This window comes from Bradyrhizobium sp. WCU1 (assembly GCF_053474805.1).
Window position 1 is genome coordinate 5,808,731 of the sequence record NZ_CM130280.1, and the last position, 25,965, is coordinate 5,834,695.

General features: G+C 63.1%; 29 protein-coding genes and 1 pseudogene. 14 read left to right on the forward strand and 16 right to left on the reverse strand.

Annotated features, from left to right (window positions below; genetic code table 11):
• Nucleotides 1-78: 78 nt before the first annotated feature.
• Genes ACTUWL_RS27005 through ACTUWL_RS27040 form a run of 8 tightly spaced genes read left to right on the forward strand, consistent with a single transcriptional unit; the run spans nt 79 to nt 6,812 of the window.
• Nucleotides 79-981 carry a branched-chain amino acid ABC transporter permease gene (locus ACTUWL_RS27005; protein ID WP_035652286.1) on the forward strand — a complete coding sequence of 301 codons (903 nt, stop codon included), beginning with the start codon at nt 79-81 and terminating at the stop codon, nt 979-981.
• Nucleotides 978-1,997: a branched-chain amino acid ABC transporter permease gene (locus ACTUWL_RS27010; RefSeq protein WP_021080331.1), complete on the forward strand. Its 1,020-nt coding sequence runs from the start codon at nt 978-980 to the stop codon at nt 1,995-1,997. The genes ACTUWL_RS27005 and ACTUWL_RS27010 overlap by 4 nt, the downstream gene beginning before the upstream one ends.
• A gap of 2 nt (nt 1,998-1,999) precedes the next feature.
• Complete coding sequence (locus ACTUWL_RS27015; protein ID WP_021080332.1) at nt 2,000-2,758, forward strand: ABC transporter ATP-binding protein; 759 nt, start codon at nt 2,000-2,002, stop codon at nt 2,756-2,758.
• A complete protein-coding gene (locus tag ACTUWL_RS27020) occupies nt 2,755-3,471 on the forward strand; it encodes an ABC transporter ATP-binding protein (RefSeq protein WP_021080333.1) in 717 nt (238 codons plus the stop codon). Before ACTUWL_RS27015 ends, ACTUWL_RS27020 begins: the two co-directional genes overlap by 4 nt.
• A 27-nt stretch (nt 3,472-3,498) precedes the next feature.
• Nucleotides 3,499-4,725, forward strand: coding sequence for a CaiB/BaiF CoA transferase family protein (locus ACTUWL_RS27025; protein ID WP_021080334.1), 1,227 nt, complete (start codon nt 3,499-3,501; stop codon nt 4,723-4,725).
• On the forward strand, nt 4,722-5,498 hold the full coding sequence (locus ACTUWL_RS27030; RefSeq protein ID WP_021080335.1) for an enoyl-CoA hydratase/isomerase family protein: 777 nt from the start codon (nt 4,722-4,724) through the stop codon (nt 5,496-5,498). Before ACTUWL_RS27025 ends, ACTUWL_RS27030 begins: the two co-directional genes overlap by 4 nt.
• The gene (locus tag ACTUWL_RS27035) at nt 5,499-5,954 is read left to right on the forward strand and encodes a MaoC family dehydratase (RefSeq protein ID WP_021080336.1); all 456 of its coding nucleotides are present in this window, start codon (nt 5,499-5,501) and stop codon (nt 5,952-5,954) included. It begins immediately after the preceding gene.
• 3 nt (nt 5,955-5,957) lie between these two features.
• Nucleotides 5,958-6,812, forward strand: coding sequence for an HpcH/HpaI aldolase/citrate lyase family protein (locus ACTUWL_RS27040; protein ID WP_021080337.1), 855 nt, complete (start codon nt 5,958-5,960; stop codon nt 6,810-6,812).
• Here the strand turns inward: ACTUWL_RS27040 and ACTUWL_RS27045 are convergent, their stop codons facing one another.
• From ACTUWL_RS27045 to ACTUWL_RS27080, 8 genes are all read right to left on the reverse strand, one after another.
• Nucleotides 6,813-8,012: a CaiB/BaiF CoA transferase family protein gene (locus ACTUWL_RS27045; RefSeq protein ID WP_021080338.1), complete on the reverse strand. Its 1,200-nt coding sequence runs from the start codon at nt 8,010-8,012 to the stop codon at nt 6,813-6,815.
• Between the two features lie 35 nt (nt 8,013-8,047).
• On the reverse strand, nt 8,048-9,085 hold the full coding sequence (locus tag ACTUWL_RS27050; RefSeq protein WP_021080339.1) for a TRAP transporter substrate-binding protein: 1,038 nt from the start codon (nt 9,083-9,085) through the stop codon (nt 8,048-8,050).
• Between the two features lie 40 nt (nt 9,086-9,125).
• Complete coding sequence (locus ACTUWL_RS27055; RefSeq protein ID WP_021080340.1) at nt 9,126-10,415, reverse strand: TRAP transporter large permease; 1,290 nt, start codon at nt 10,413-10,415, stop codon at nt 9,126-9,128.
• Nucleotides 10,412-10,972, reverse strand: coding sequence for a TRAP transporter small permease (locus ACTUWL_RS27060; RefSeq protein ID WP_021080341.1), 561 nt, complete (start codon nt 10,970-10,972; stop codon nt 10,412-10,414). Before ACTUWL_RS27060 ends, ACTUWL_RS27055 begins: the two co-directional genes overlap by 4 nt.
• A gap of 17 nt (nt 10,973-10,989) precedes the next feature.
• A complete protein-coding gene (locus ACTUWL_RS27065; RefSeq protein ID WP_021080342.1) occupies nt 10,990-12,021 on the reverse strand; it encodes a TRAP transporter substrate-binding protein in 1,032 nt (343 codons plus the stop codon).
• Nucleotides 11,997-12,146, reverse strand: coding sequence for a hypothetical protein (locus tag ACTUWL_RS27070; RefSeq protein ID WP_158267762.1), 150 nt, complete (start codon nt 12,144-12,146; stop codon nt 11,997-11,999). Before ACTUWL_RS27070 ends, ACTUWL_RS27065 begins: the two co-directional genes overlap by 25 nt.
• A gap of 85 nt (nt 12,147-12,231) precedes the next feature.
• Nucleotides 12,232-13,824 (reverse strand): ATP-binding protein, encoded by a 1,593-nt coding sequence (locus ACTUWL_RS27075; RefSeq protein ID WP_021080343.1) that lies wholly within the window; start codon nt 13,822-13,824, stop codon nt 12,232-12,234.
• Entirely contained in the window at nt 13,821-14,525 is a 705-nt protein-coding gene (locus ACTUWL_RS27080; protein ID WP_035652297.1) for a response regulator transcription factor, read from the reverse strand. The genes ACTUWL_RS27075 and ACTUWL_RS27080 overlap by 4 nt, the downstream gene beginning before the upstream one ends.
• Nucleotides 14,526-14,844: 319 nt before the next feature.
• Here ACTUWL_RS27080 and ACTUWL_RS27085 point away from each other — a divergent pair, with 319 nt between their 5' ends.
• Complete coding sequence (locus ACTUWL_RS27085) at nt 14,845-16,149, forward strand: glycoside hydrolase family 3 N-terminal domain-containing protein (RefSeq protein WP_021080345.1); 1,305 nt, start codon at nt 14,845-14,847, stop codon at nt 16,147-16,149.
• Between the two features lie 38 nt (nt 16,150-16,187).
• Here the strand turns inward: ACTUWL_RS27085 and ACTUWL_RS27090 are convergent, their stop codons facing one another.
• The 3 genes from ACTUWL_RS27090 to ACTUWL_RS27100 form a co-directional block, all read right to left on the reverse strand.
• Nucleotides 16,188-17,342 (reverse strand): OpgC domain-containing protein, encoded by a 1,155-nt coding sequence (locus ACTUWL_RS27090; RefSeq protein WP_021080346.1) that lies wholly within the window; start codon nt 17,340-17,342, stop codon nt 16,188-16,190.
• A 166-nt stretch (nt 17,343-17,508) separates the two neighbouring features.
• Nucleotides 17,509-17,784 (reverse strand): hypothetical protein, encoded by a 276-nt coding sequence (locus tag ACTUWL_RS27095; protein ID WP_021080347.1) that lies wholly within the window; start codon nt 17,782-17,784, stop codon nt 17,509-17,511.
• Between the two features lie 159 nt (nt 17,785-17,943).
• A complete protein-coding gene (locus tag ACTUWL_RS27100; protein ID WP_021080348.1) occupies nt 17,944-18,579 on the reverse strand; it encodes a LexA family transcriptional regulator in 636 nt (211 codons plus the stop codon).
• Nucleotides 18,580-18,706: 127 nt separating this feature from the next.
• On the opposite strand from ACTUWL_RS27100, the gene ACTUWL_RS27105 reads away from it, so the two are divergent.
• The 4 genes from ACTUWL_RS27105 (at nt 18,707) to ACTUWL_RS27120 (ending at nt 22,280) form a co-directional block, all read left to right on the forward strand.
• Nucleotides 18,707-19,267: a GcrA family cell cycle regulator gene (locus ACTUWL_RS27105; protein WP_106940151.1), complete on the forward strand. Its 561-nt coding sequence runs from the start codon at nt 18,707-18,709 to the stop codon at nt 19,265-19,267.
• Nucleotides 19,268-19,359: 92 nt separating this feature from the next.
• On the forward strand, nt 19,360-19,932 hold the full coding sequence (locus ACTUWL_RS27110) for a DUF6456 domain-containing protein (protein WP_021080350.1): 573 nt from the start codon (nt 19,360-19,362) through the stop codon (nt 19,930-19,932).
• 357 nt (nt 19,933-20,289) lie between these two features.
• On the forward strand, nt 20,290-20,712 hold the full coding sequence (locus ACTUWL_RS27115; protein ID WP_021080351.1) for a GFA family protein: 423 nt from the start codon (nt 20,290-20,292) through the stop codon (nt 20,710-20,712).
• Nucleotides 20,713-21,017: 305 nt separating this feature from the next.
• Nucleotides 21,018-22,280 carry a CaiB/BaiF CoA transferase family protein gene (locus tag ACTUWL_RS27120; protein ID WP_035652206.1) on the forward strand — a complete coding sequence of 421 codons (1,263 nt, stop codon included), beginning with the start codon at nt 21,018-21,020 and terminating at the stop codon, nt 22,278-22,280.
• 146 nt (nt 22,281-22,426) lie between these two features.
• On the opposite strand, the gene ACTUWL_RS27125 is transcribed toward ACTUWL_RS27120, so the two are convergent.
• Nucleotides 22,427-22,612: a hypothetical protein gene (locus ACTUWL_RS27125; protein ID WP_021080353.1), complete on the reverse strand. Its 186-nt coding sequence runs from the start codon at nt 22,610-22,612 to the stop codon at nt 22,427-22,429.
• 25 nt (nt 22,613-22,637) lie between these two features.
• Here ACTUWL_RS27125 and ACTUWL_RS27130 point away from each other — a divergent pair.
• Nucleotides 22,638-22,821 (forward strand): annotated as a pseudogene (locus ACTUWL_RS27130) (hypothetical protein).
• 22 nt (nt 22,822-22,843) lie between these two features.
• Here the strand turns inward: ACTUWL_RS27130 and ACTUWL_RS27135 are convergent.
• Genes ACTUWL_RS27135 through ACTUWL_RS27150 form a run of 4 tightly spaced genes read right to left on the reverse strand, consistent with a single transcriptional unit; the run spans nt 22,844 to nt 25,947 of the window.
• Nucleotides 22,844-23,164 (reverse strand): cupin domain-containing protein, encoded by a 321-nt coding sequence (locus ACTUWL_RS27135; protein ID WP_021080354.1) that lies wholly within the window; start codon nt 23,162-23,164, stop codon nt 22,844-22,846.
• Nucleotides 23,161-23,901, reverse strand: coding sequence for a YqcI/YcgG family protein (locus ACTUWL_RS27140; protein WP_299113703.1), 741 nt, complete (start codon nt 23,899-23,901; stop codon nt 23,161-23,163). Before ACTUWL_RS27140 ends, ACTUWL_RS27135 begins: the two co-directional genes overlap by 4 nt.
• A gap of 40 nt (nt 23,902-23,941) precedes the next feature.
• On the reverse strand, nt 23,942-25,234 hold the full coding sequence (locus ACTUWL_RS27145; protein WP_021080356.1) for an MFS transporter: 1,293 nt from the start codon (nt 25,232-25,234) through the stop codon (nt 23,942-23,944).
• Nucleotides 25,234-25,947 (reverse strand): hypothetical protein, encoded by a 714-nt coding sequence (locus ACTUWL_RS27150; protein WP_021080357.1) that lies wholly within the window; start codon nt 25,945-25,947, stop codon nt 25,234-25,236. Before ACTUWL_RS27150 ends, ACTUWL_RS27145 begins: the two co-directional genes overlap by 1 nt.
• Nucleotides 25,948-25,965 lie beyond the last annotated feature (18 nt).

The window sequence follows — 25,965 nt, forward strand, 5'->3', positions numbered from 1 at the left end:
GCGCACTCGACTGCCTCCGCCTCCCATTTGATGTTTGTCGCGCGCCGGCGTTGCGGCCCGCCGTAATGGATGATTCCCGTGGACCTCGACGCGCTTGCCAGTTGCTTCGTCAGCCCCGCTTGCCTGGTGACCCAGACCACCAGCGGGCTGATCATCGGCATGCTGCTGTTTCTCGTCGCCGTCGGGCTGACCCTGATTTTCGGCGTGCTCAAGGTGGTCAATTTCAGCCACGGCGCCTTCTATATGTTCGGCGCCTATTTCGCGATGACGGCCTATCAGCTCACCGGCAGCTTCGCGCTGTCGATCCTGGCTGGCGCCGCCGGCACCGCGATCCTCGGCCTGATCTTCGAGCGCGTATTCATGAGCCGGGTCTACGGCCGCGACGTGTTGATGCAGTTGTTGGTCTGCTACGCCTTCGTGCTGATCTTCGACGACGTCGTCCGCATGATCTGGGGACCTGAATTCAAGTCGATGGGCATGCCGGCCGCGTTCCAGGTTCCGCCGCTCTTCATCGCCGGCGGCGTGGTGCCGCCGTATTACCTGTTGCTGATCGGCGTGGCGCTCGCAGCGGCCGCGGTTCTCGGACTGGGACTGGCGCGTTCCCGGATCGGCAAGGTGATCCGCGCGGCGGCGCATAATCCCGGCATGGTCTCGGCACTCGGCATCAACACCGGGCTGATCTACGGCGGCGTGTTCGCGCTCGGCGGCATGCTGGCGGGGTTGGCCGGAGCTCTGGCCGCGCCGGTGCGTTCGCTGACGCCGGGCATGGGTTTCTCGGTTCTGATCGAGTCCTTCATCGTCACCGTGATCGGCGGCATGGGCTCGATCCTGGGCGCCCTGATCGGTGCGCTGCTGATCGGCTTGATCCGCTCGTTCGGCTCGCTCGGCTTTCCGCTGTTCACCGAGGGGCTGATGTACCTCTTCATGGTGATTGTGCTGGTGTCGCGTCCGACCGGCCTGTTCGGCAAGGAGGTCGCATGACCGAGTTGCAGGCCGGAGAGGGCGCGCAGCCCCTCAAGGTGCCTCGGATCGACGCCAGGCCGCAGCGCTATCGCGACGTGCTGATCGCGCTGATCGCCTTTGCCCTGCTGGCGCTGCTGCCAATGGTGTTCAGCAGCAAACAGCTGCTCGATTTCGTGATCCGCTGCGCGGCCTACGGACTGTTCGCGACGTCGCTCAATCTCCTGGTCGGCTACACCGGACTGATCTCGTTCGGGCACGGCATGTTCTTCGGCCTCGGCGCCTATGGCTTCGGCCTGATGATGCAGAAGACCGGCGTCCCGATCCCGGTGGCTTTCGTCGCGACGCTGGCGATGACCTTCTTGGTCGCCGTCGTCATCGGCGCGATCTGCGTGCGGCTGAAGGAGATCTACTTCGCCTTCGTCACGCTCGCGTTCCAGATGCTGATCCACTCGACCATCCTGTCATGGCAATCGCTGACCGGTGGCGACCAGGGCCTGCGCGGCGGCATCCCGCGGCCGCCGTTTCTCGGCATCGACCTGTCCAACCATCTGCATCTCTACATCACGAGCTGCGCGCTACTGGTGATCGGGCTGCTGCTGATGCGCCAGATCGCGCAGTCGCCGTTCGGCTACACGCTGCGCATGATCCGCGACAACGCCACGCGGGCGAGCTTCATCGGCATCGATGTCTGGCGCGCGAAGTTGACGATCTTTGTGCTGGCGGCGTTGTTCGCCGCGACCGGCGGCATGATCATGGCGCTGTTCGTCTCCGGCGCCTATCCCGAATTCGCCTACTGGACGGTCTCCGGTGAAGGTATCTTCATCAACATGCTCGGCGGCGTGACCACCTTCCTCGGGCCAATGGTCGGCACGGTGCTGCTCTTGATCCTCAACGACACCGTCACGCGCTTGACCGAGTATCACGGCATCGTGCTCGGCATTGTGATCCTGTTCTTTGCCATCGGCTTGCGGAAGGGCCTGATGGACTTTGTCGTCGAGCGGCTCGCGCAGCGTCGCGGAGAGGGGCGCGGTTAGCCATGCTGGAGATTCGGGCCCTCTCGAAATCCTTTGGCGGCGTCAAGGCGACCGACAACGTCTCGCTCGACTTTGCCGATGGTTCGCTCACCGCCGTGATCGGCCCCAACGGCGCCGGCAAGAGCACCTTCTTCAACCTGATCACGGGGGCGCTGCGGCCGGACGCCGGGCAGATCCTGCTCAATGGCATCGACTTGGCGGGCAAGGCGCCGCCGGAGATCGTGCGCCATGGCATCGGCCGCGCCTTCCAGGTTGCGAGCATCTTCCCGTCGCTGACGGTCGAGGAGACGATGCTGGCCGCGGTCTGTGCCGATCAGCGCCGCGCCGGCGTCATGCATCGCCGCTTCCCTCTGGCCGAGACGCGCGACCGCGCCGAGCATGCGATGGAGCTGCTTGGCCTTGCCGGCAAGCGCAACATGACCGCGGCGACACTGTCGCATGGCGACCAGAAGCTGCTCGATATCGCGCTCGCGCTGGTGCTCGAGCCCAAGGTTCTGCTGCTCGACGAGCCGACCGCGGGCATGGGTACCGAGGAACGCTGGCGCATGATCGACAAGGTGCGCGAGCTCTGGGAGAAGCAGAAGATCACGGTCGTGTTCATCGAGCACGACATGGACATCGTGTTCAAGATAGCGCCGAAAATCGTCGTGCTGTGCTACGGCCGGATCCTGGCGACCGGGACGCCGGACGTGATCCGCAGCAATGAAGCAGTGATCGAGGCCTATCTCGGCAGTGACGACCATGCGGGAGTGGTGGCATGAGCGCGCAGCCGGTGGTGCAGGTCGAGAACCTCAACGTCTATTACGGCACCAGCCAGATCCTGTTCGGCGTCGACCTCTCCGTACGGAAGGGCGAGACCATGGCGCTGCTCGGCCGCAACGGCGCCGGCAAGTCGACCACGATGAAGGCCATCATGGGCCTTGCACCGGCGCGCCGAGGCAAGGTGAGCCTCCGTGGCCAGGTGGTGTCGGGGATGCGGCCGCATCATATCGCGCGGGCCGGGCTCGGCTTCGTGCCGGAGGATCGCCAGATCTTTCCCGAGCACACGGTCGAGGACAATCTCGTGATCGGCCAGAAGAAGGGGCCTGACGGCGAGGATGAATGGTCGATCCGGCGTGTCTACGACGTGTTTCCACTGCTGGAGCCGCTGCGGCATCGGATTGCGGGAAGGCTGTCCGGCGGCGAGCAGCAAATGCTGGCGATCGCCCGCACGCTGATGGGCAATCCGGTGCTGTTGCTGCTGGACGAGCCGAGCGAGGGGCTGGCGCCGATCATCGTGCAGCGCATCGGCGAGCTGCTGCGGCAGCTCCGTGGCACCGGTGCCACAGTATTGATCGCCGAGCAGAACATGCATTTTTGCCTTGGCCTTGCGAGCCACGCGACGGTTATCGACAAGGGGCAGATCGTCTACACATCCTCCATCGAAGAGCTGAAGGCCAACGACAACATCCGGCAGCGCTATCTGGCGTTGTAGGGCTCTTAGTAAGACGTGGGAGGATAAATGGCGGGCGAACGCAAGTTGACGCCGACGCATGAGGCGCCGTATCGCGGGCTGAAGGTGCTCGATTTCGGGCAGGGGATCGCCTCGCCCTATTGCGCGATGCTGCTCGGGGTCTATGGCGCCGACGTCATCAAGGTCGAGCCGCCCGAGGGGGACTGGTCGCGCTATCTCGGCACGACCTACGGCAATCACACGACGCTGTCGGCAGTGTACAACCGCGGAAAGCGCAGCCTGTGCCTCGACTTGAAGCACAAGGACGGGATCGCGGTCGCCCAGCGGCTGGCACGCGAGGCCGACGTGCTCATCGAGGGATTCCGACCTGGCGTCGCCGAGCGGCTCGGGCTCGGCTATGAGAGCCTGTCGCGCGACAATAAGGGTCTGGTCTATCTGTCGGTCAGCGGCTTCGGGCAGAGTGGGCCGTACTCGAAGCGACCGGGCTCGGATTCGGTCGCGCAGGCCTTTTCCGGGCTGGTCTCGGTCAATGTCGGCACCGATGGCGTGCCGCATCGGGTCGGTACGACCATTTCCGACGTCGTCACCGGCGTCTACGCATTCCAGGCCATCGCGACGACTCTGTTCGCGCGCGCGACGGTCGGCACCGGCCGCTGGATCGACGTCAATCTCTGCCAGTCGACGTCCGCGCTGCTGGGGCACAAGGTCGCCGAGTTCATCCTCGAGGGCGGCACGCCGCGGGCGCTGAATGTGCCGGCCGGCACCTACCAGACGCAGGACGGCTGGATGATGGTGACGTTGGTGAACGAGCCGCAATACAAGCGGCTGTGCAGTGCAATCGCGCGCGAGGATCTCGCAAGCGATCCGCGCTTCGCCGACTTTGCCCGGCGCGCCGACGCGGCGGACACGCTGATCCCGCAGCTGCGCGAGGTGTTCCTGACCCAGCCGACGGATGCCTGGCTCAAGGCGCTGCACGCGGCCGATATCATCGCAGAGCGGATTCTCAACCCCGGCGAATGGCTGCGCAATCCGCACGTCGAGGCGACCAGGGCGTCGGTGTGCCAGGATACGCCCGGTGTCGGCGCGGTCTATTCGCCGCGGACGCCGGGGATCGCGAGCCTGTCCGAGGATGATCTTTGTCCCGCGCCGGACGTCGGAGAGGACAGCCGTGCTGTGCTGATGGAAGCTGGACTTGACTCCGCGGAGATCGACGGCTTGCTGATGTCGGGCGCGGTGCGGCAGGCCAGGGCGATGACAGGAGGCAAAACATCATGAGCACGGACCTCGTTGGTTACTCGGTCAGCAACCGGATCGCGGAGATCGTGCTGGATCGCGCGCCGGTCAACGCGCTCAGCATCCCCTTGATCGATGCGTTGCTGGCGGCGCTGGCGAAGGCGCGCGATGACGACGCGGTGCGCGCCGTCATCATCAGCAGCGCCCACAAGGTGTTTTGCGCCGGCCTCGACCTCGACATCGTCAGGGGCAAGCCGGCGATCGAGACCAAAAAGTTCCTCGAGCGGCTGTATTTCGCGCTGAACGATACGCAGTACCGCATGGGCAAGCCGACGATCGCAGCGATCGACGGTGCGGTGCGGGCCGGCGGCATGACGATCGCGATCTCCTGCGACATGATCGTCGCGGGCGACGGCTCGACCTTCGGCTATCCCGAGATCGACGTCGGCCTGATCCCGGCGATCCATTTCGTGCAGTTACCGCGACTGGTCGGCAAGCACCAGGCGTTCGGCCCCCTGTTCCTCGGCGAGCCCTTCGATGCCGCGACCGCCCATCGAATGGGCCTGCTCAGCGAGGTGGTGCCGAAGGGGACGGCGCTGGAGCGTGCTCGCGAGATCGCAGGGAAGCTGGCAACGAAATCGCCGATCGTGATGAAGATCGGCCGCGATGCCTTCATGCGCGCGGTCGACGCCGATTTCCGCCGTTCGGTGGAGAACACGGCGGAAAGCTTCGTGGTGGTCGCCTCGACGGAGGACTGCCAGGAAGGGCTGAATGCGTTCGTCGAGAAGCGGACGCCAAATTACAAGGGACGGTAAATGGCTGGATTGTATTTCGAAGAGTTCGAGGTCGGGCAGGAATTCCATCACGAGTTCAGCCGCACCGTGACGGAGATGGACAACACCATGTTCAGCCTCCTGACCATGAACCCGCAGCCGCTGCACCTCGACGCGCATTTCTCCGAGAAGACCGAATTCGGCCAGCGGCTGTTCAACAGCCTCTACACGCTCGGCATCATGATCGGAATGAGTGTTTACGACACGACGCTCGGCACGACGGTCGGCAATCTCGGCATGACCGACGTCAAGTTTCCGAAGCCGGTGTTTCATGGCGATACCTTGAAAGCGCATACCAAGATCATCGGCAAGCGCGCCAGCAAGTCGCGACCGACCCAGGGCATCGTCGAATTCGAGCATACCATGACCAACCAACGCGGCGAGGTGGTGGCGAGCTGCCGACGCACCGGGCTGATGCACTGCAAGCCGAAGGCGTAAACGATGCGATCTTTTCTGTTCGTTCCCGGCGACAGCACCCGGAAGTTTGAGAGCGCGAAGAAGACCGCGGCCGATGCGTTGATCCTCGATCTCGAGGATTCCATCGCGCCCGACCAGAAGGTGGTTGCGCGCGGGATCACGCGCGAGATGCTCGATGCACGCAATCCGGAGCAGAAGCTCTATATCCGCGTCAACGCGCTCGATACCGACCTGACGCTCGGCGACCTCGCCGCCGTGATGCCCGGCAAGCCCGATGGTATCGTGTTGCCGAAATGCGCCGGCGCTGCCGATGTCAACAAGCTCGCGCTCTACCTCGACGCGTTCGAGGCGGCCTCCGGCATCGCGCAAGGCACGACGCGGATCATCACGGTCGCGACCGAGACGGCACGGGCGGTCCTGAAAATCCTCGACTTCGAGAATATGAGCCCGCGGCTCTGGGGCATGATGTGGGGCGCAGAAGACCTCGCGGCTTCGCTTGGCGCAACCCGCAACAGGACCGACGGCCGCTACCATTCGCCCTTCATCCTGGCCCGCGATCTTTGCTTGATCGGCGCGGCCGCGGCCGCCGTGGTCGCGATCGACACCATCGCCACCGATATCAACGATCTCGACGCGTTGAAGACCGAGGCGATCGCCGCGCGGCAAGACGGCTTTCTGGCCAAGGCCGTGATCCATCCCAAGCACGTCGACGTCGTCAATGCGGCCTTCATGCCGACCGACGAGGAGATCGCATGGTCGGAGCGGGTGATCGCTGCATTCGCCGATAATCCATCTGGAGTCGCCAAGATGGACGGCAAGATGCTGGACAAGCCGCATCTGCGCGCCGCCGAGAAGATCTTGGCGTCACGTAGGAAATAGTCAGCGGTCTGGTTCGATCAGCGCGCCCTCCTTGAGGAGGGCGGCAATCTCCGCATCCGCAAGTCCTGCCTCGTGCAGGATCTCCCGGCCATGCTCGCCAAGGTTCGGCGGATAGGTCCGGATCGACGGCGGCGTCTTGCTCCAGGTAGCGGCCGGACCCGCGACCCGTAGCGTGCCTTCGGTTGGGTGTTCCAGCGACTGGATCAATCCGACCTCAGCCAGATGCGGATCGTCGATCAAGCTGTCGAGATCGTGCAGCGGCGCGTGCGGAATGTCAGCCTCCGCGAAGAAGTGCATCCATTCGGCGGTGCTGCGGGTCTTCATCATCTGCGAGAACCAGTCGTAGACGAAATCGTAGTTCCGCGTGCGCGCCGAGATGCTGTTCAGCCGCGGGTCGCGGTCGGCCTCGTCGGCGAGGCCGATCTTGGCGAAAAATGCGTTCCATTGCTTGTCGGAATAGACCAGCGCGCAGATGTAGCCGTCGCTGGTCTGGTAGGGCCGGCGGTCGGGCGACAGCAGACGGGAGTAGCCGGGCGGTCCGATCGGCGGATCGAAGCTGCGGCCGGCCATGTGATCGCCGAGCACGAACTGCGCCATGGTCTCGAACATCGGGATTTCGATGGCTTGTCCTTCGCCGGTGCGCTCACGATGGAACAGTGCCGCCAGGATGGCATGGACCGCGTTGAGGCCGACGATGCGGTCGGCCATGGTGGCCGGCGAGTAGCGCGGCTCGCCGGTGATCCGGCCGGTGAGCGCGGGCAGCGCCGTCAGTCCCTGGATCAGGTCGTCATAGGCGGGCCGTCCAGCATAGGGCCCAGTCTCGCCGAAGCCGTGCAGGCTGGCGTAGACGATCCGTGGGTTGGCTGCGAGAAGATCGCTGGCGCCAAGCTTCAGCCGCGCCATCGCCGCAGGACGGACGTTGTGGACAAACACGTCGGCCGCTGCAGCAAGCCGCAGCAGCACCGCGCGGCCGCTCGCCTTCTTCAAGTCCAGCGCGATCGAGCGCTTGTTGCGGTTGCCCTGCAGGTACATCGCGCCCATCCCGGGATGGCGCATCGGGGCGGCGTGGCGCATCACGTCGCCATCAGGGCTCTCGACCTTGATCACGTCGGCGCCGTAGTCGCCGAGGATCATCGTCGCGTAGGGTCCCATCATGACGCTGGTGAGGTCGATGATCCTGACGCCGGCGAGTGGGCCCACCGGCGCAAATGATCCGTCCCTCGTCGAAGCCCCGCTCAATGGGCGGCCGCCAGCGCTTCGGTGAAGGCCTTGAACACGTCGCTGCCCGGCTTGCCGCGCTTGTCGACGTCCTTCACCCAGTCCTGCGCTACCGACTTGAAGGCAGTATCGAACACCTTCTTGTCGTCGGCGCCGAAGCTGATGACCTTCATGCCTTGCGACTTGATCTTTTCGGCTGCCGCCTTCTCGCCGTCCTCGAACCGCTTGCAGGCCTCGCGGGTGGTCTGCTCGCCGGCTTCGACGAGCGCCTTGCGGACGTTCTCGGGCAGCGACTTGAACTTCAGCTCACCGATCGAATAAGTGAAGATCGCCGTGCCGAAGTTCAGTCCCTCGGTGCCGGATTTCAGCAACTTGCCGAAGTCGTAGGACGCCGAGCTCTGATAGGAGAAGATCAACCCGTCGAGCGTGCCGCGGGTCAGCGATTCATAGATTTCCGGCGCGGCCATCCGCACCGGTACGCCGCCGATCGAGCGCATCATCAGATCCATCGCGCCGCCGGTGGTGCGGATCTTGAGGCCTTCGAGGTCCTTTGCGGCCTTGATCTCACGGCTGGTCGCAAGCTGCACCTGATACGCCGGCAGCGCCAGCGTCACCAGCGGCCGAAGCTGGTTGGGTGCGAACTCCCTGGTCTCCAGGATGCCGCCATTGTGCGAGACCTTGTAGAAGGCAAGCGAGCCCTGGCATTCATTGTCGAAGATGCCGGGCAACTCGGCGACCGCCGTCAGAGGAAATTTGTCGGACGAATAGGACGGCACGATGTAGGAGACGTCGGCGACGCCGAGCGCGGTGAGCTGGGCCATGTCCTTGGCCTTGCCGAGCTGCTCGGCCGGGAAATGCTGGAAGGTGACTTGACCATTGGTCAGCTTGGTCACGAGCTCTGAGAACGGCTTGCCGACGAGCTCATGGATCACGTGACCGGAGGGCAGGCTGTCGGCAAGACGCAGCGTGATCTTCTCCTGGGCAGAAGCCGTTGATGTGGAAGCGGCCAGCAAGACCGTGCCGACGCCGGCGAGCAAACGAGAATAGAGATTCATTGGGGTCTCCCAGACATGGCCATCTCAACCGACGGCTTCTTCAATGCTGCATGTGGTTCGGCAGCCAGAGGATGATCTCCGGAAATGCCACGAAAATGGCGATGGCGATCAGGTGCGCGATGAAATGCGGGAAGGTGCCGTGGAATACCTCACCCACAGGGCGATGTGCGTAGCGCGCCACGATGAAGCAGTTCAATCCGATCGGCGGCGTGATCATGCCGACCTCGGCGGTCACGATCTTGATGACACCGAACCAGATCGGGTCGAAGCCCAGCGACTTGATCAGCGGCAGCACGATCGGAACCGTCAGCACCAGGATCGCGATCTGATCCATGAACGAGCCGAGCACGATATAGCCGCACAGGATCAGCGTGATGATGATCCAGCGCGAGACGTCGAGCCCGCCGACCCAGCCGACGATATTCTGCGTGACCTGCGTCAGAGTGAAGAAATAACCGAAGATATGCGCGCACATGATGATCAGCACGATCATGCAAGTGCCCTGGGCAGCGTGGCGTAGCGTCGTATAGAGTGACGTCAGGTTGATCTTGCGCTTCCAGCAGGCGAGGCAGAAGGCGCCGAATGCACCGAAGGCCGAAGCTTCGGTCGGGGTCGCGATTCCGAGATAGATCGTGCCTGTGACGATCGAGAACAGCACCACCATCGGGCTGACCTGCCACAGCAGGCTGAACCGCTCCGACCACGTCACCGCCGAGATCGTCGGCGCGCGTGAGGGATCGAGCAACACCAGAATGTAGATCGTCGACATGATGATGATGGTGACGAAGATCGCCGGGATGATGCCGCTGATCAGGAGCTTTCCGATGTTGACCTCGGCCAACAGGCCGAAGATGACCAGTGCCACCGAGGTCGGCAGCAGCATCGCGAGCGTGCCCGAGATCGCGACGACGCCGGCCGCCATTTTCGGCTCGTAGCCCTGGCGGATCATGGCGGGCAGGCTGGTCGAGGACAGTGTTGCGGCGGAAGCCGTGCTGGTGCCGCAGATCGAGCCGAACCCTGCGCCGGCCAGTGCGGTCGCCATGCCGAGGCCGCCGGGTATGCGTCCAACCCAGGCCGCCGCGGTCTTGAACAGATCGTCGGCGACGCCCGACAGCAGCACGAGATCCGCCATCAGCAGGAACATCGGGATGGTGATCAGCTCGTAGGAGGTGACGGCCGATAGCGGCGTCGTCTGCAATACGCCGAGCAGGATCGGTAGGCCGCCGGTGAGATAGAGGCCGAGTCCGCCGGAGAATGCCATGGCGAACGCGACCGGGGTTCCGATCGCCAGCAGGAAGAACAGCAGCGCGAGAATAAAAGTCGGGATCATTCGAAACCTCCGGCAGCCTTCTCCGAATGGCCGGAGATGGCCGGCAGCGGCAGCAGATTTTCGCCGGTCAGCAGGCTTGCGATATTGGCGATGAGATGAACGGCAAGGCGCAGCGCGAGGATGCCGGCGCCGATCGGCACGAAAATCGAGGATGCCCAGGTCGGCCACGGGATCGCGCCCGCCATCACGTCGCTGGAGACATAGTTGTCAAGCGCCCGCTGGTAGCCGAGCCAGGTGATCGGAACGAAGATCGCCAGGCCAACGATGTTTGAGATGATGACGCAAAGGCGTTGGAGGATCACGGAGAAGCGCGGCAGCAGGATATCGACGCTGATATGGCCGCCGACCGCATAAGTGCCGGAGAGCGACAGAAAGAACACGCCGGCCATCACGTAGAGCGAGATCAGGTCGTAGGCCCAGGAGAACGGCCGGTTGAAGACGTAGCGCATCACGACGTCGGAAAACACGATGATCATGATTGCGAACATCAAGGCCGCGGCAATGGCCGAGGTCACCTTCTCGATGGCGGCCAGGGCCTTCAGGCTTGTCTTGATCAATTTGGGCTCCGTCTGCGTTACTTGGCCGGCACCGCCGCAACGGCGGTGCTGAATTCCGTCAGCGCATCACTGCCGTGCTTGCCGCGCGCATCGAGCCCGTCGGCCCACGCCTTGCCGACTCCCTTCGTCAGGTCCTTGAGCTTTGCGACGACATCGGATTGCAAGGTGTCGAAATGGACGCCGGCGGCCTCCATCGACTTCATGGTCTCGCTGTCCTGCTTCTGTACTTCCTTGCAGGCAGACGGCAGGATTTCCTCAGCGGCATCGACCATTGCCTTCTGGATATCCGGTGACAGTTTCTTCCAGGCGGTCTCGCTGATCGAATAGGCGACCACGAAGCTTGCGAAGCCAAAGCCGTCGGTGGAATGCTTCACCAGCTTGTCGGCGCCATAGGCGACGACGCTTTCGAGCGGAAACAGCAGGCCGTCCATCGTGCCGCGTGACAGCGACTCATAGGCATCGGGCGCCGCCATGCGCACAGGCACCGCGCCGATTGCGCGCAGGGTGAGATCCTGTGCGCCGCCGGTCGACCGCAGCTTCAGTCCGTTGATGTCAGCTGTATCCTTGACCGGCTGCTTCACGGTCAGGATGCGATAGGGCGGCAGGCTCACCGCGAGCAGCAGGTGGATGCCGTTCGCGGTATAATCCTGCTGCGCGATCACGCCGCTCCGTGCGGTCTTCCAATAGGCGAGCGTGCCCTGGCAGGAATGCTCGAACACGCCGGGGAGCATCGCGACTTCGGAGACCGGCATCTTGTCGGAGACGTAAGCGGGCGCGACATAGCCGATGTCGGCGACGCCGGTTTGCGTCAGCTTGAGCATGTCGGCGGCCTTGCCGAGCTGCTGCGCCGGATAGTGCTCGAACGTCACCGCATTGTTGGTGCGCTTCTGGACCTCGGCCATCCAAGGCTCGAGCACGAGGCGGACGAGATAGTGCCCTTTCGGAAAGGAGTCGGCGACCCGCAGCTTGATCGGTTCCGCCGCTGCCGCCAGATTGACCGATGCGATGAGGAAGCCGTAACCGGCTAATATGCGCCGAAGCCCGCCCATATCTCCTGCCCCTGAATATCACTGTTGTTTTGAGCAGCTGCGCATAAACGAAATTGCGCGTCAAGCATGGCCCGCTCAGCATGATGAAAGCCGATCCTGAGAAAGCCCCGGATCTCGACATCCATTTTGTCCATCACGCGGGAAATTTCGAGCGTGCGGTCGACAGCTCGGCACGGTGCCTACTGTTATCGTCGCGCAGTCCGAGACCGGTCAGACCGCGGGAAACTCCAGCTCGAAGGCGACACCCCGGTGGGACGGCAGGAGACGGATCGTGCCGCCATGAGTCACCATGACGGCTTGGGCGATGGCGAGCCCCATGCCGGTGCCGCCGCTGTCGCGGCGGGTGGTGAAGAAGGCATTGAAGATCTTGTCGCTGTTGGCATCGGAGATCGGGTCGCCATCGTTGCTCACGGTCGCCCGGACGGTTGCGACGTCGGCGGTCGCCTCGAGCTGCACCGACCCGGCATTGTGACGGAACGCGTTGTCGGCCAGATGAGCCAGCACGATCAGCGCCTTCTCGGCGGACATCCCGATCGAGCGGTCGAGGCAGCCCTTGGCCACGATCGTCCGCCCGGGAAAGCGGCTCCTCAAATTCGCGATGACGCTCGAGAGCGAGGTCTGCTCATTCTGCGGCGCGCTCTCGGCGCGGGCCAGCTCGCGCAGCCGTTGGCTCATCGCATCGAGCCGCTCGACGTCGCCAAGGATGTTGGAGATGAAGCTCCGTTGCTCGGACCGGGTCAGCGTATCCGATTTGCTTTGCAGCGAATCCTGCACCAGCTCGGCGGCCCCCCGGATCGCCGTCAACGGAGATTTCAACTCGTGCGTCAGGTGGGCCGAGAAGGTTGCGATGTAGTCGGAGCGGCGTGACAGCTGCTGGGCCATGTCGAGGAAGCTGTCGGAGAGTTGGGCGAGCTCGCGGGTGCCATAATGTTGCAGCGGCTGAAATGCATTGCGGTCGCCGCGGCCGATTCGCGCGGCGCGCTCGACGAGCTCGCGCATCGGCCGGGTGACGGTGTGTGAGAACATCAGTCCGATCGCAATCGTCGTCAGCAGCACGGCCAATGTGGCGAGCACGAACTTGCCGCGTTCCTGATAGAGATGATCGAAGATGTTGCTCGGCGTCCGTGACGTATAGATCACGCCGGCGACGTGGTCGTTGACGATCACGGGCATCGCGGAAAAGACATGGACACCGACGCCACGGCTGATCGAGTAGATCGGCGGCGGGGGTTTGTCCGGCACGCGGATGCGGAGCGCGGCGCTGTACTGGCCCTGCAGGGCCGCGGCCACCTCCTCGATATGGGCAAGCGATTGTCCGACCTCCTGCCGTCCAGCAATCACCACGCCCTGCGGATCGAGGATGCGGAAACCCGCCAGGGTGACTTTCTGGGTCTCCAGGATGATCGGCATGAGCCGGGCGCCGATCTCGACATAGCCGGGATCCGCGGGTTTCGGTGCCGGCAGCGCATCGGGCCGTCGCCGCAACAGGTCGTTGCCGGCGAGATCGAGCGCGGGCCGGATCGGCGTCACCTGATCGCCGGGATCAGGCAGCGTCTCCGGCGGCACTGCCGCGCCGAGCGGAATGCCGTTGTCGAGCCGTGCCTGTACGTCCCGCGCATAGATTGCGGCCAGTACGCGGCTCTGCGCGATCAACTCGGCCTGGGTCTGGTGGATCAGCTGGTTGTCGTAGAGACGGAAGAAGAACAGCCCCATCAGCGGCAGGACCGCGACCAAAGCGAGCACCGTGAAGATCACGAAACCGAGCGACGGTCGCCACTTCTGATCGGCGCGGTGAGACGTCATGCCTGCGGCTCGCAGCGGCCGAGCTTGAAGCCCACGCCGTGCACGGTCTCGATGACATTGTCGCATTTGGCGGCCGCAAGCTTGGCCCTGATATTGCGGATATGGCTGTCGATCGTGCGATCGGAGACCTGGATGTTGAGCTGGTAGGCCGCGCTCATGATCTGCTCGCGGTTGAACACCGCCATGGGGCGGGTCAGGAAGGCGCGCAGGATTCCGAACTCGATCGCGGTGAGATGCAGCGCCGCGCCTGCGAACGTTGCGACGTGCTGCTCGGGATCGAGCGAGAGCTGCCCTCGCGAGAGCACGGTCGCCTCCGGCATTGCGCACGCCGCGCGCGGCGTCAACCGCCGCAGGATGACGTTGATCCGCGCGACCAGTTCGCGAGGACTGAACGGCTTGGTCACATAGTCGTCGCCGCCAATCTCGAGGCCGAGCACCCGATCGATCTCCTCGTCACGGGCGGAGAGGAACAGGATCGGCACGTCGGATGATTTGCGAATCTCACGGCAGACGTCGAGGCCGTCGAACTCCGGCATGCCGATATCGAGCACGATCAGGTCCGGTCTTTCTCCGGCGAAGCGGGCCAATGCGTCCTTGCCGTCGCGGGCCTCGATCACGCTCATGCCGGCCTTCCTGAGAGCGACGCGGATGACTTCGCGGATATGCGGGTCATCGTCGACGACGAGAATACGGTGGGTCAACGGGATCTCCGAATGCGGCGTTCTGGCCACGCCTCGCTCTCGCTTGAGCCAATTGTTCTACAAGGCAACTGCGGCGGGAGACAAGAACCGAACGGCTTCATGTCAGCGGGCTCGTGCGGGTTAGTCCATCGCGGGTGGATTGCTTCAGCCCCGCAATCTGGAGAGGTTGAGCCGTGCATGCGCAGGGCCCGAGAACGCGGTGAGCAGGAGTTCAGGATTTTTATGCAGATTGCGTGCAGGGGCGGCTTGTCGGCTCGCGCTGGTGAATCTCGTCTGATACGGACGAAGCCGATCAGCCTCTTCAGTCGCACGTGGTCCCATGCAAGTCGGCAAGTGTATCGGAATAGTCCTGCTCTGGATCGCAGGGCTGGTCTTCGTCTTCGCGGGCATCAACACCAACGATCCGTATCTGGTTCCGCTGCGCGGGCCGGGCAACCTTCTCCTCGCGGTCGCAAGCATCGCCGTCGCGTATATCCTGATCCGCCGCGTCGCGTGGCGCAGGCGGAGTTGGGCAGGCAGGCTTCTGGTCGTCCTGTGGAGCCTGCCGCCGCTTGCGATGCTGGCCGCACATGGCGTGTTCGAGGTGCGGAAGCACCGCGTTCTCCAGGCGGACCCGGTGCTTACCCGGTCGCTTGGGCGGCATTTTATCGTCGGTTATCGCTCGTTTGACGAGGTCGTACCACTTGTGGAGAGGGGGTTCATTGCCGGCATCTATGTCACCCGGCGCAATGTCGCGGGCCGGGCGGCTGAGCCGTTGAAGGCGGAAATCGCGGCGCTCCAGGCCAGGCGGCATGCCGCGGGGCTGCCGCCGCTGATGGTCGCGACGGATCAGGAAGGCGGCATCGTCTCGCACCTCGCGCCGCCGCTGACGCGGCTGCCCGCGCTTGCCTCGTTGGCGGAGCTGGCGCCGGATGAGCGAAAGGCAAAAGCCGAGGAGTTCGGGCGTATCCATGGACGCGAACTGGCATCGCTTGGTATCAACCTCAATTTCGCCCCGGTGCTCGACCTTCGGCCGGAAGCCAAGCGCAATCAGCTCGATTTCAACACACTGACCAATCAGCGTGCGATCTCCGATGATCCGGCCAAGGTGAGCGCGGTCGCTGGCGCCTACATCCATGGCCTCGAATCCGCTGGCGTCAGTGCGACCGTGAAGCACTTTCCCGGATTGGGCCGCGTGCGCGCCGACACGCACCATTTTGATGCCGATCTCGATACGCCGGTCGGCGAACTCGAGGCCACCGACTGGCGTCCGTTCCGCGATGTGCTGTCGACGAGCGGCGCGCGCCTGATGGTCGGGCATGTGGCGGTGAGTGCGCTCGACCCCGGACGGCCGGCGTCGCATTCCAAGGCCGTCGTCGACGGACTGATCCGGAAGACCTGGAACTACCAAGGTATCGTTGTGACGGATGATCTGGTAATGGGCGCGATCTATCAGCACGACGTCTGCACGGCGGTCGTGGAGGCATTGAACGCGGGCGTCGATCTCTTGCTGGTTGCCTATGACGGGTTGCAATTCTACCGTCTGTTCGCTTGCGCAACCGATGCAGCGGAGCGAGGGGGCCTCGACACCGCAATGTTGCGCGACAGCGAGACGCGGCTAAGGCGCGCGCAGCTGATCGACTAAAGCGCGATGAGACCAGGTTGAGGCGTCATCGCGCGGGCTCAGGAATGAGCGCCGACGGCCGATTTGTTGTCCTGCTGCTTGGACCACGAGACGTAGTAGGCAACGGCCGTCATCGCCGCGATGCCGCCGAGGCTGACCCCGATCTGCCGCGCCAGCGAATACGGGCCGGTGATCAGAATCAAGTGCGCGGCGAAAGAGAGGAACACGCCTGCACAGAACACGGCCAGCCATTCCTCGCCACATTTGATGATCGGCTGCAGGGCGTAAGATCGCAGGTATCCCCAATCGCGCGGGACCAACCAGGTGAACAGGAACGTCAGGGTCAGGAAATGCAGGATGCGATGAGGCGCGACATCTTCGCGGTCGTTCTGCAGCAGCACGTCGCTCAATCCGCTGGGCATCATCTGGGCGAGTGCCGGGATTTCGCTGCTGGAAACAATCGTCAGCGCGAACAGCAGATAGAGCAGCGCCGTCGCGCGTAGCGCGGAATTGGCCTGCATCGCGCGGATCGCAGGAGCATAGCGCGTGCCGATCAGCGCGAGCCAACCGCCCATCACGAACAGCAATTGCCAGCAGAACGGATTGAGATACCAGGCCCCATACGGATAGGATGTCAGGTTCCAGTCGAGTACGCGGGCGGCCGCGTAAAGTGCGACGGACGCGAGAAGCGTCGCGTTCGGGACGTACAGCAGTCCGAAGATGACGATCGGCTGGAATGCCATTAGCGCGATGATGAGTTGCAGCACGTCGAGATTGAGCGGCTTGGCTTGCAGGAACAAGCCGTAGATCAGCGTCCGGACCGGGTGGTCGATGAAGCCGGTGATGTTGAATTCGCTGATGATCTCGGGCGCTGCGGTGCGTGCGGCGACATAGCTGATCAACTCGACATAGATCACGAACAGGACGATGTAGGCGGCATAGAGCTGCCATACCCGCTTGAAGATGCGGGTTGCCGCCACCAGGAATCCGCGCTCCAGCGCCATCTGGGCGTAGAAGAGCGTCACCGCATAACCGCCGATGAATACAAAAAGGTCGGTCGCGCCGCTAAAGCCGAAATTGCGCATGGTCAGCGCGCTGACGAAGTTATGCGGAATGTGGTCGAGGAACAGAAACCAGTTTGCGATGCCAAGCAGCAGCGCGATCCGGAGATTGCCGTCGGCTCTCGCGATCTCGGCGTTGGTTGTCGAACTCATCTGAAGCTGAAATCTTGCCGGCCCGAGAAAACGATTCGCCAATCTAAAGGGAACCCAGGCCTGGTCCGAATAGACTCTGCGTGAACCCTATCTAGTCGGTTTCGGGTTCCGGCCAAGTGGTCGGCTCAAGAAAGATCACGTTTTCGCAATTGCCATGTGAACGCTGTCACACCGGCTCGTGCTTGCGCCGGTCGCGGACGTGATCAAGCGTATTGGCTTGCAGCTCGGCGCCGGTCAGCGGGATTTCGGGCAGGGCGGCCTCCGAAAGGATATCGTCTGTGACATCCTCGACCGAACACCCGTCAATCTCGTGAATGAAGCTGATATTTGCATATTCTCCCGACGCGATCCGCGAGACGACCTCGCGCCGCGTCAGTTCGGGATCGACGATCGCCTCGCGGCCACGCCGGCCATAGTCGATCATCACGACGAAATATTGCATTGCCCGAGAGGCCGGTGTGTTGACTGTTACCACCCATTGTTTCCGATAATCGGAATTTTGTCAAGATAAATTGACGATAATCAGAATTCGCGCCGCTCGCGGCGAGACCGATCCGGTGCGATCGCGTCCGAATCGGTCAGGCCGGCAGCTGCAGCGTTGCTATTTCTCGGACGATCGGCCGCCCTTGGGGCCCGACTTGCGCCCTTTCGCCGCCGTCTTGCCGCGCAGCCGCTCGATCTGGCCGCGGGGCAAGGTGACGCAGATTTCGCCGATCCATTCGAGCTTAACGCCGTTGATCGGCTTGGCATTGAAGCTCTTCAGGTTGACCGTGCCGGAAGAACTGCCGCGTTCGATCGTCTTCAGATAACGCTCGCCGCTCTTCAGCCGGACCGCAGCCTCCTCTCCGTAGAAGCTCGACAGTGGATAGCGCTGCTCGCGATAGACCACGATGACATCGCCGTTCTCGTATTTCGGCAGCATCGAATCGCCGGAAACCTCGAAAGCAACGGTCTCCTCCGTCATCGGGAACGGAAGTTCGATCTCCCCGAGACCCTCCGGCGGCACCTGTTCCAGCTCCGGCTGGATCGAAGCGCCGGCGCCGACCCGGCCCACGATCGGCACCGAGTTCAGCTCCAGATACTCCATGATCGGGGCGATCTCCGATGCCTTGATCAATCGTATTCCCGACAGGATTTCGGACACCGCCCCGGCCCGAACCCCCATCGCGCGGGCCAGCCCGCCCTTGCTCTTACCCGTCTTTTCCAGTGCTCGTTCAATCAGTGCCGCGTCCAACATGTTCCATCCTCTCCAAACCCGGATACATTACTACCGTTACGATTATCAGAAATCAAGCTTGACTTTTTGTTCGGAATATCGGAAGTTGTGCGAGGCGCCGGCGGAATGACAGAAATGGGAATTTGGAATGGAAACGATGAACTGGCTGCCGGAGCATTCGGCAGCCTTGAAGGACCTGCGCGCCCGCGGCTTGTCCTATTCGGAAATTGCTGACACGATCAACGCAACCTTCAATACGGCCTATACCCGCAACGCGGCGCTCAGCCGGGCGCAGCGGATGGGAATGGCGGGCCTCGATCGGCCCGAGCCGTCCCTGCCGGGACATCTTGAAGCACCCAAGCCGCCCCTGCCGGAGCTCCCGCGAATCGGCCGAGCGCGCGAGGGGCAGGCCGAGTCGACGCCCGATCCGCTCCGTTGGCCGAAAATCTTCATCGAAACGGTGGAGATGCCGCAACTTCGCTGCGCGGCGGTCGCGCCACGGCACCTTTCGCTGCTCGATCTCGAACGCGGAGATTGCCGCTATCCCTATGGCGGGGATACCGACGGCGAAGCCATGACCTTCTGTGGTCATCCGCGCCGGCCGGGTTCGAGCTATTGCACGGCGCATTTTCACTTGAGCCGCGATCCTGAGGCCTCGGCGCGGCCGGTGCTGAACGACGCCTGGCTTCGAGCCGTCGGGGCCACCTGAGGCCGCTTGTCCGACCGACGGATGCCGGTCCTGCAACCGCAACCGCGCGGAAGGCTCCGCGCGCTCTCGTGACACGTTTTTGGAGGTTGCCAATGCCGCGCGCAAAACGCCGGAAACCATACGATCCCGCAACACATGACCGTCGCTCGCAGGATCTGCCCATTAATGCCCAGGTTGCGACCATTGCGGTCGACGATCCCCTGGCACTCGAACCGGGTGAGAAGATCATCACGTTTCGCTCGATCCGCAACGATCCGCTCGGCCGGTTGCATGCACATCGGCAGATCGACGACACACAGTATCGCAGCGGCCGGGCCTTCCAGGGCGACTGGGAGAAGGCTGAGCGTGGCCCTCGCGCGATGGATACGACGCGTGAATACGTTGACGGCGGTCAGCAACGCGAGCCGATTACCGAGGGGCAGCGCCAGGCGACCTTGCGCCTGAATCGTGCCGAACATGAGCTTGGCGCCGACGGTTCGGCGCTGGTGCACGACGTCCTGATCCTCGGCATGACCATGGAGCAGGTCGGGCAGCGACGCGGATTGCGTACGCAGCGCTGGCAGGACTATTTTGCGCGGCGCCTCAAGGAATGCCTGGATCGGCTGGCGCTGACGTACGGACTTGCGACCGCGAACCGGGTTCCCGGAAAGCACCGTCAAGGCTGACTTGAGGTGACTTACTCACGTGCCGGTTGCCGCGCAGCATCCGGCACGGCAACGGCTCATCGCATTGCGGCACTGTGCGTTGCCTCACCCCGAGTGCCCCCTTTGGGTGACGTGCTCGGCTGGCGGAAGATGGTCGACAGCGGCGTTGACTCTCATGTAACTTCGCGCGCGTCGACGACCTGCCTGCATTCGAGCGCTGCGTAATTGCCTCTGTGTGGGGAAAGGTCCGGTACGTCCACAACGGAGTTCGCAGCGGCTACGCCCGCCTACATCTCATCCCGCATCGCGAACATCACGAGTAACGTGGGTCGATGCTGGCGCGGAGTCCGATCAATTCACGAAAGGGAGAACCGACCGATGAATCACACTGGAAACTGCTTTTGTGGCGCCGTCGAGCTCAAGGTTACGGGGGAGCCTGAGGCGATGGGCTACTGCCATTGCCGTTCATGCCGCTCCTGGTCCGGTGGTCCGGTGAATGCGTTCAGCCTCTGGAAGCCAGAAGCGGTCGAGGTCACCAAGGGCGCCGACCACGTCGCGACATTCGAGAAGACCGCGATGAGCCAGCGCAAATATTGCGCCAAGTGCGGCGGTCACCTGATGACCAACCACCCGACGCTTGGACTCGTCGACGTGTTCACGGCGACGATCCCGACGCTGAAGTTTAGCCCTGGCGTTCACGTCAACTACTCAGAGGCGGTGCTGTCGATACGCGATGGCTTGCCGAAGCTGAAGGACTTTCCGGCTGAGTTCGGCGGCTCCGGCGAAATGATCGCCGAATAACGCGACAACTCTCGATGAGGACAGGCGGGTGGCAACAGAACGTTGCTGCCGGCCTGTATCCATTCTTCCGCTTGCCGGACGCACCGATCGATATCCAGTATCCGGGCGGCTTACTTGCCTCTCGGTTCGTCCGATCGTGTCGGCGCTGCGGACCTTCATGCCGACGACAGCCATGTCAGGCGAACGTCCCGCCCTGCAAAATCCGGGTTTGGTCTTGGTGATGGGCTTCCGCTAAAAGGCGTGCAGTGCCGGTCCTGGCAGGGGCCGTCGTATTTCGCCTGACAAAATAACAGAGGAAGCGTCGGATCATGACCAAACCAGAATTGCCGGGACGAGAGCCGCGTGGGGAGGGCGTTCCGACGGCGCTCGATGGCCTGCTGGTTGTCGACTTCACCCGCGTTGTCGCCGGCCCGGCCTGCACTCAGACGCTGGCCGACTTCGGGGCCGAGGTCATCAAGATCGAGAATCCGGATGGCGGCGACGATACGCGCGCCTACGAGCACGCCGAAATCGGCGGGGAGAGCGCCGCGTATCTGAGCCTCAACCGCAACAAGCGCGGCATTGCGCTCGATTTCAACAATGAGGCTGCGCTCGAAATCGCGCGCGCGCTGATCGCCAAGGCTGACGTCGTGGTGGAGAATTTCTCCGGCGGCGTCATGAAGAAATTTGGTCTCGACTATGCGTCGGTGGCGCCGACCAATCCGCGGCTGGTTTATTGCTCGATCTCAGCCTACGGCCGCAAGGGCGATTTCGCGCTGCGTCCGGGGTTCGATCCGATCACGCAGGCCGAAAGCGGCTTCATGTCGCTGAACGGCTTTCCGGATGGCGAACCGGTGCGTACCGGGCCGCCGATTGTGGACATGGCAACCGGCATGTCGGCCTGCAATGCCATTCTGCTGGCGTTGATCGCACGGGACCGGCTCGGTCGCGGGCAGCAGGTCGAGGTCGCGTTGATCGACACTGCGGTGTCGATGACCGGCTTCTACGGCATGGCCTATCTCATCAATGGCACCAACCCCGGCCGTTTTGGCAACTCTCCGAACGGTTCGCCGACCGTCGGCGTCTACCGGGCCTCCGATGGCCCACTCTACATGGCCTGTGCCAATGACCGGCTCTATCGCCGGCTCGTCACCGACGTGCTTGAACGCCCGGATCTCGTCACCGACCCCGAGTTTTCTCACCGCAAGGCGCGGTCCGCCAACAAGGAAAAGCTGCGCGCCATCATTGCCAGCGTGTTTGCGAGCGATACGCTCGAGCACTGGATGGCGAAGATGAAGAAGGCCAACATCCCGGTCGGCTATCTGCGCACGGTTGAGGAAGGGTTCAACGCGCCCGAAGTGCGCGATCGTCATCGCCTCAGCAAGATCGCACATCCAACCGCCGGCTCGGTTCCGAACATCGAGTCGCCGGTCAATATGAGCCTGACGCCGACGGTCGATCCCGTTGCGGCGCCGCTGCTCGGTCAGCATACAAGGGATGTCTTGATCAAGACGCTCGGCTATGACGACCGGCGCATTGACGCGTTGGCAGAGGCAGGTGCGTTCGGCAGGGCCGGCAACACTGGCTAGCGGGTCGATCTGCACCAGAGATAAAGCACGAATAGAACAACCCGAGCGCAGGCGAGAGCAAAGCCTCTCGCCTCGGATGATGTCGTTCAAACGTCGCCGGCCGCGCGACGGCGCCTCGGAGTCGGAACGGGCGAGAATCCGCAACCTCAGTTCGGCTTGCTGCGCAGGTTGTTCCTTGGCATACTTTCAGCCTCTTCGGGTTCCGCCCGGTCGATCTCGAGGCGGGCCATCCGGAGTATCAAGGTTGCCGTGGTCAGGCCGAGGCGTTCGGCCTCCTGTGCTGCGGTGTCGACCTTCTGGGCCAAGCCTTCACGCTTACCTGGGTATGCCATTCGTAATCCTCACTTAAGGTGCGAGATGAAAAATCCCGCATATGTTGCGGAGCTGCAGAACAAGCTCGGAGCTCCATCGAGCGAAACACTGGAAGGCTTGCGGACTGCTGAAGGCCTTCCTTCGATTGGCGCCCGACCGGCGCTGCGAGGTCATCGAGCTGGTCGAACGTTTGGCGGTTGAGCCGCCGCGCGATCCTTCACTGTCCTGAGGTGTTCGCGTTTCCCTGGATGTCAGTTGTTCATCGGCTTTGCGGGCGGCTGCGTCGCGATGACGTAGATCGCACCGCCCTCAAGCGCTTCGGATTGATGTCGGGTACCAGCAGGCAGAAAGATGGTGTCGCCGGCACCGACGACCCGCTCACCGCCGTCCCAGATGAAGTTCAGCCGGCCGCTGATGATCATCAGGATTTCATCGACCGGATGGGTGTGGAAGTGATGCACCTTGCCGGCCGCATCGTGCTGCAGCTCGACGGAACCCTGGGCCGGGAGCAGGTTCAGGATATCCGGGTCGATGGCAAATTCGGTCTTCGTGCCTGCGATGATCTGGGTCATGCCGCCTGTTCCTTGTTCGCGATCGATGGCGTCTTGTTCTGCGCGAGCTTGGCATAGGGGCAGCCGCCGCTCGCATTATTGTCGTCGTGCAGGAAGTACTGCAGATATTCGCGGCCGTCGGTCGCGCCGTAGCGGCCGAGAAGCGGAGAGGGGCTCGCGCTGTCGTACGGGATCAGGCGTTTGCGCACCTCGGCGAAGGCGGCGTTGGCCGCCTTTTCGGTCCCGAGGATCTTCTCGAACACCCAGCGCGGCTGGAATGTGAGCATGAAGGCGCTGGATCGGCGGCTCTGGCGCATCACATGGGCGGGCGTCGTGCAAACGACGAAGATCGGCTCGCCCGCAAACGAGAATTCCCACATCGGGTGGTCGATCTGTTCCGGAATATCGCTCGGCCACGGATTCTTGTCCAAGCGCGCGAGCTGGTCGAGCGTCAGCCACATCTTGCGATAATAGGCGTCGAGCGTCTGCACCGGGCGGGGCCGCGTGAACACGATCAACGATGTGTTGGGGCCGAACGAGCGCGCCTCCGAAACATATTGTGCGAGCTGTTCGCCGAGCACCGCGACATCATACGGATCGAGGAAGAGGTAGCGCAGCTGATCCTGGCGATGCCCGGTCACTCCGAACACGCAAGGAAACGGCCTTGCTTCGCTGCTCATCTGCGCTTCAAACTCCGAGAACATCACGCTCTGCCAGCTGCTGACCGGAAAGTTCGACGCAACGTCGCCTTTTCTCAAGAACAAGCGCTCCATAACACCCCCTACAGACATAACGATACTAACGAGCTATCAACTTGCTTCTCATCAGCAGCGGCCCGGCAATGCCCGGCAGCGACATCAGAAGCAGAATGACGATCAAGGCGCTGTAGCCGCCGTCACCGATCGCGGCCGTGTTGTGCACGGCATCGGTGCCGGAGGCGTTGCTGGCGGTAAGCATCGCAAAGCCGATGATCGGCTGCGAGATACCGGCGAAGATCCCGGCGGCGGTGGTGTTCACGGAAGCACCGACGCCGATCAAGTCGGAGGTGTAGAGCTTCTTGACGCATTTCAGCACCAGCGGGACCGTGCCGCCGGCAACGAGGCCCAAGACCGTGAACACGACGGTGACGTAAGCGAGGCCGAATGTCTCGGCGATCGGCGGCAGCAGCATCGCGATCAGCAGCATGCGCAGCACGCAGATGCCGATCAGCGCGCGGTCGAGCGCCGTCGCGGCACGATCGGCGGCGTGACCGAGGAAGATCGAGCCGAGCGCATTACCGATCATGAAGGCGAGCAGCGGCGTTCCGGCAGCCGTTGGGGAGATATGGAAGAGGTGGGCGACCATCGGAATGCCCCAGACGCCCGACAGCGTCGTCACGACCGCGAAGTGCGACGCAAACGTCATTGCGCAACCCCAGTTCGCGATATGAGCCAGCGATTGCCGCGCAGCGATCACGACGCTCTTCAGCGTCTTGTTGCTATGCGAGGCCGGATCGGGCTTGAGCGTGACCTTGGCGAAGGCGAGGTTGGCGAGGCCGATGCAGGCGATGAACAGGAAGCAGGCGCGCCAGCCGAACCCCGAGACGGCGGCCGCGAGCGGTGTGGTGGCAATCACGCCGCCGACATAGCCGGAGACTTGCGAAATGCCCGACATCATGCCGAACCGCTCGTCCGCAAAGCTCTGCGCGACAAGCTTCAAGAGTGCGGTGAAGACCAGCGCATCGCCGCAGGCGACGATCAGGCGCGCCGCAAACACGTCGAGCAGGTTCGGCGCCAGTGCAAATGCCGCGCTGCCGAGCGATGAAGCGACCATGCTGACGAGGACGACACGCTTGACACCGTAGCGATCGACCAGGAGTCCGGCCGGAATCTGCATCAGGGTGTAGCCCCAGAAGTAGCTCGAGGCGAGCATCGCAACACCGGCCGCGTCGGTGTTGAAGTCGTGCATGAAGCTGAGGCTGACCGATTGCGGCGACACGCGCTGCAGGAAGGCTATGGCATAGGCGATGGCGACGGCTGCCCAGGCGAGATAGGCGCGATCGGTGAAGCGCGTCGTCGGGACGTAAACAGCTTGTTGTCCGAGCATCGACATCACACCCTCGCGTAACCCACCGAGAAAAGAGCATCCGCTGAATTCGGAATCTTTCGCGACATCGCGGCGTCGACCAGCGACGCAGTGCCATGATAGGCCTGCCGATGGTGCTTAATGTGGCCGTAAGCGCCACGCATGATCATGTCGGGCAATTCGAGTGGCTTGCCGGGATAAAGCGACGTGCACATTTCGACACAGGCGGCCTGCAGCGCCGGGTCCTGCGCGTCATCGAGCAAAGATGGAGACACTTTTTCGCAAATCTTAGCGTTCGCTGCCCACACGATCGGATTGCGGGTCCGCCAGCCGTAGAGCACGTTGCCGTCGGCCCGCTCGGCGGCGCCCGAACATTTCAGGACTTCGGCGGTGAAGAAGCCGTACAATCCGCGGCCCTGATGCGCCGGGAGCACTTCCGTGCCGCTACGATAAATTCCAAGTCCGGCGGACATCTGCAGGATGCGGTAGACCGAGAAGGCCACGAGCCCGGAGCCGTCATAGACGAGGACCAGGCTGTACTTCCGGTCGAACGGCGAGGAGGTTGCTGTCCAATGCGGCTCGGTGGCCTGCCAGTTGACGGCAATGATACCGTTCATGGCGTCCATCAGCGGCTGACGGTCGCAGGCTTCGATCCGGGAGGCGTCGGGCAGGCTGTAAATCGCGTAATCCGTCCAAGGCGATTTGATCGCCTCGTATCCACTGCCCAGATTTCGCGACATGGCAGAACTCCAGAATTC

What these genes read in the sequence shown, in the direction of transcription:
- ACTUWL_RS27070 (WP_158267762.1), bottom strand. Translation starts at nt 12,146, where the DNA reads ATGGATGTCGAGATCCGGGGCTTTCTCAGGATCGGCTTTCATCATGCT.
- ACTUWL_RS27010 (WP_021080331.1), top strand. Translation starts at nt 978, where the DNA reads ATGACCGAGTTGCAGGCCGGAGAGGGCGCGCAGCCCCTCAAGGTGCCT.
- ACTUWL_RS27100 (WP_021080348.1), bottom strand. Translation starts at nt 18,579, where the DNA reads ATGTTGGACGCGGCACTGATTGAACGAGCACTGGAAAAGACGGGTAAG.
- ACTUWL_RS27145 (WP_021080356.1), bottom strand. Translation starts at nt 25,234, where the DNA reads ATGTCGATGCTCGGACAACAAGCTGTTTACGTCCCGACGACGCGCTTC.
- ACTUWL_RS27015 (WP_021080332.1), top strand. Translation starts at nt 2,000, where the DNA reads ATGCTGGAGATTCGGGCCCTCTCGAAATCCTTTGGCGGCGTCAAGGCG.
- ACTUWL_RS27075 (WP_021080343.1), bottom strand. Translation starts at nt 13,824, where the DNA reads ATGACGTCTCACCGCGCCGATCAGAAGTGGCGACCGTCGCTCGGTTTC.
- ACTUWL_RS27095 (WP_021080347.1), bottom strand. Translation starts at nt 17,784, where the DNA reads ATGCAATATTTCGTCGTGATGATCGACTATGGCCGGCGTGGCCGCGAG.
- ACTUWL_RS27105 (WP_106940151.1), top strand. Translation starts at nt 18,707, where the DNA reads ATGGAAACGATGAACTGGCTGCCGGAGCATTCGGCAGCCTTGAAGGAC.
- ACTUWL_RS27055 (WP_021080340.1), bottom strand. Translation starts at nt 10,415, where the DNA reads ATGATCCCGACTTTTATTCTCGCGCTGCTGTTCTTCCTGCTGGCGATC.
- ACTUWL_RS27065 (WP_021080342.1), bottom strand. Translation starts at nt 12,021, where the DNA reads ATGGGCGGGCTTCGGCGCATATTAGCCGGTTACGGCTTCCTCATCGCA.
- ACTUWL_RS27090 (WP_021080346.1), bottom strand. Translation starts at nt 17,342, where the DNA reads ATGAGTTCGACAACCAACGCCGAGATCGCGAGAGCCGACGGCAATCTC.
- ACTUWL_RS27035 (WP_021080336.1), top strand. Translation starts at nt 5,499, where the DNA reads ATGGCTGGATTGTATTTCGAAGAGTTCGAGGTCGGGCAGGAATTCCAT.
- ACTUWL_RS27040 (WP_021080337.1), top strand. Translation starts at nt 5,958, where the DNA reads ATGCGATCTTTTCTGTTCGTTCCCGGCGACAGCACCCGGAAGTTTGAG.
- ACTUWL_RS27025 (WP_021080334.1), top strand. Translation starts at nt 3,499, where the DNA reads ATGGCGGGCGAACGCAAGTTGACGCCGACGCATGAGGCGCCGTATCGC.
- ACTUWL_RS27125 (WP_021080353.1), bottom strand. Translation starts at nt 22,612, where the DNA reads ATGGCATACCCAGGTAAGCGTGAAGGCTTGGCCCAGAAGGTCGACACC.
- ACTUWL_RS27135 (WP_021080354.1), bottom strand. Translation starts at nt 23,164, where the DNA reads ATGACCCAGATCATCGCAGGCACGAAGACCGAATTTGCCATCGACCCG.
- ACTUWL_RS27115 (WP_021080351.1), top strand. Translation starts at nt 20,290, where the DNA reads ATGAATCACACTGGAAACTGCTTTTGTGGCGCCGTCGAGCTCAAGGTT.
- ACTUWL_RS27150 (WP_021080357.1), bottom strand. Translation starts at nt 25,947, where the DNA reads ATGTCGCGAAATCTGGGCAGTGGATACGAGGCGATCAAATCGCCTTGG.
- ACTUWL_RS27085 (WP_021080345.1), top strand. Translation starts at nt 14,845, where the DNA reads ATGCAAGTCGGCAAGTGTATCGGAATAGTCCTGCTCTGGATCGCAGGG.
- ACTUWL_RS27050 (WP_021080339.1), bottom strand. Translation starts at nt 9,085, where the DNA reads ATGAATCTCTATTCTCGTTTGCTCGCCGGCGTCGGCACGGTCTTGCTG.
- ACTUWL_RS27030 (WP_021080335.1), top strand. Translation starts at nt 4,722, where the DNA reads ATGAGCACGGACCTCGTTGGTTACTCGGTCAGCAACCGGATCGCGGAG.
- ACTUWL_RS27020 (WP_021080333.1), top strand. Translation starts at nt 2,755, where the DNA reads ATGAGCGCGCAGCCGGTGGTGCAGGTCGAGAACCTCAACGTCTATTAC.
- ACTUWL_RS27110 (WP_021080350.1), top strand. Translation starts at nt 19,360, where the DNA reads ATGCCGCGCGCAAAACGCCGGAAACCATACGATCCCGCAACACATGAC.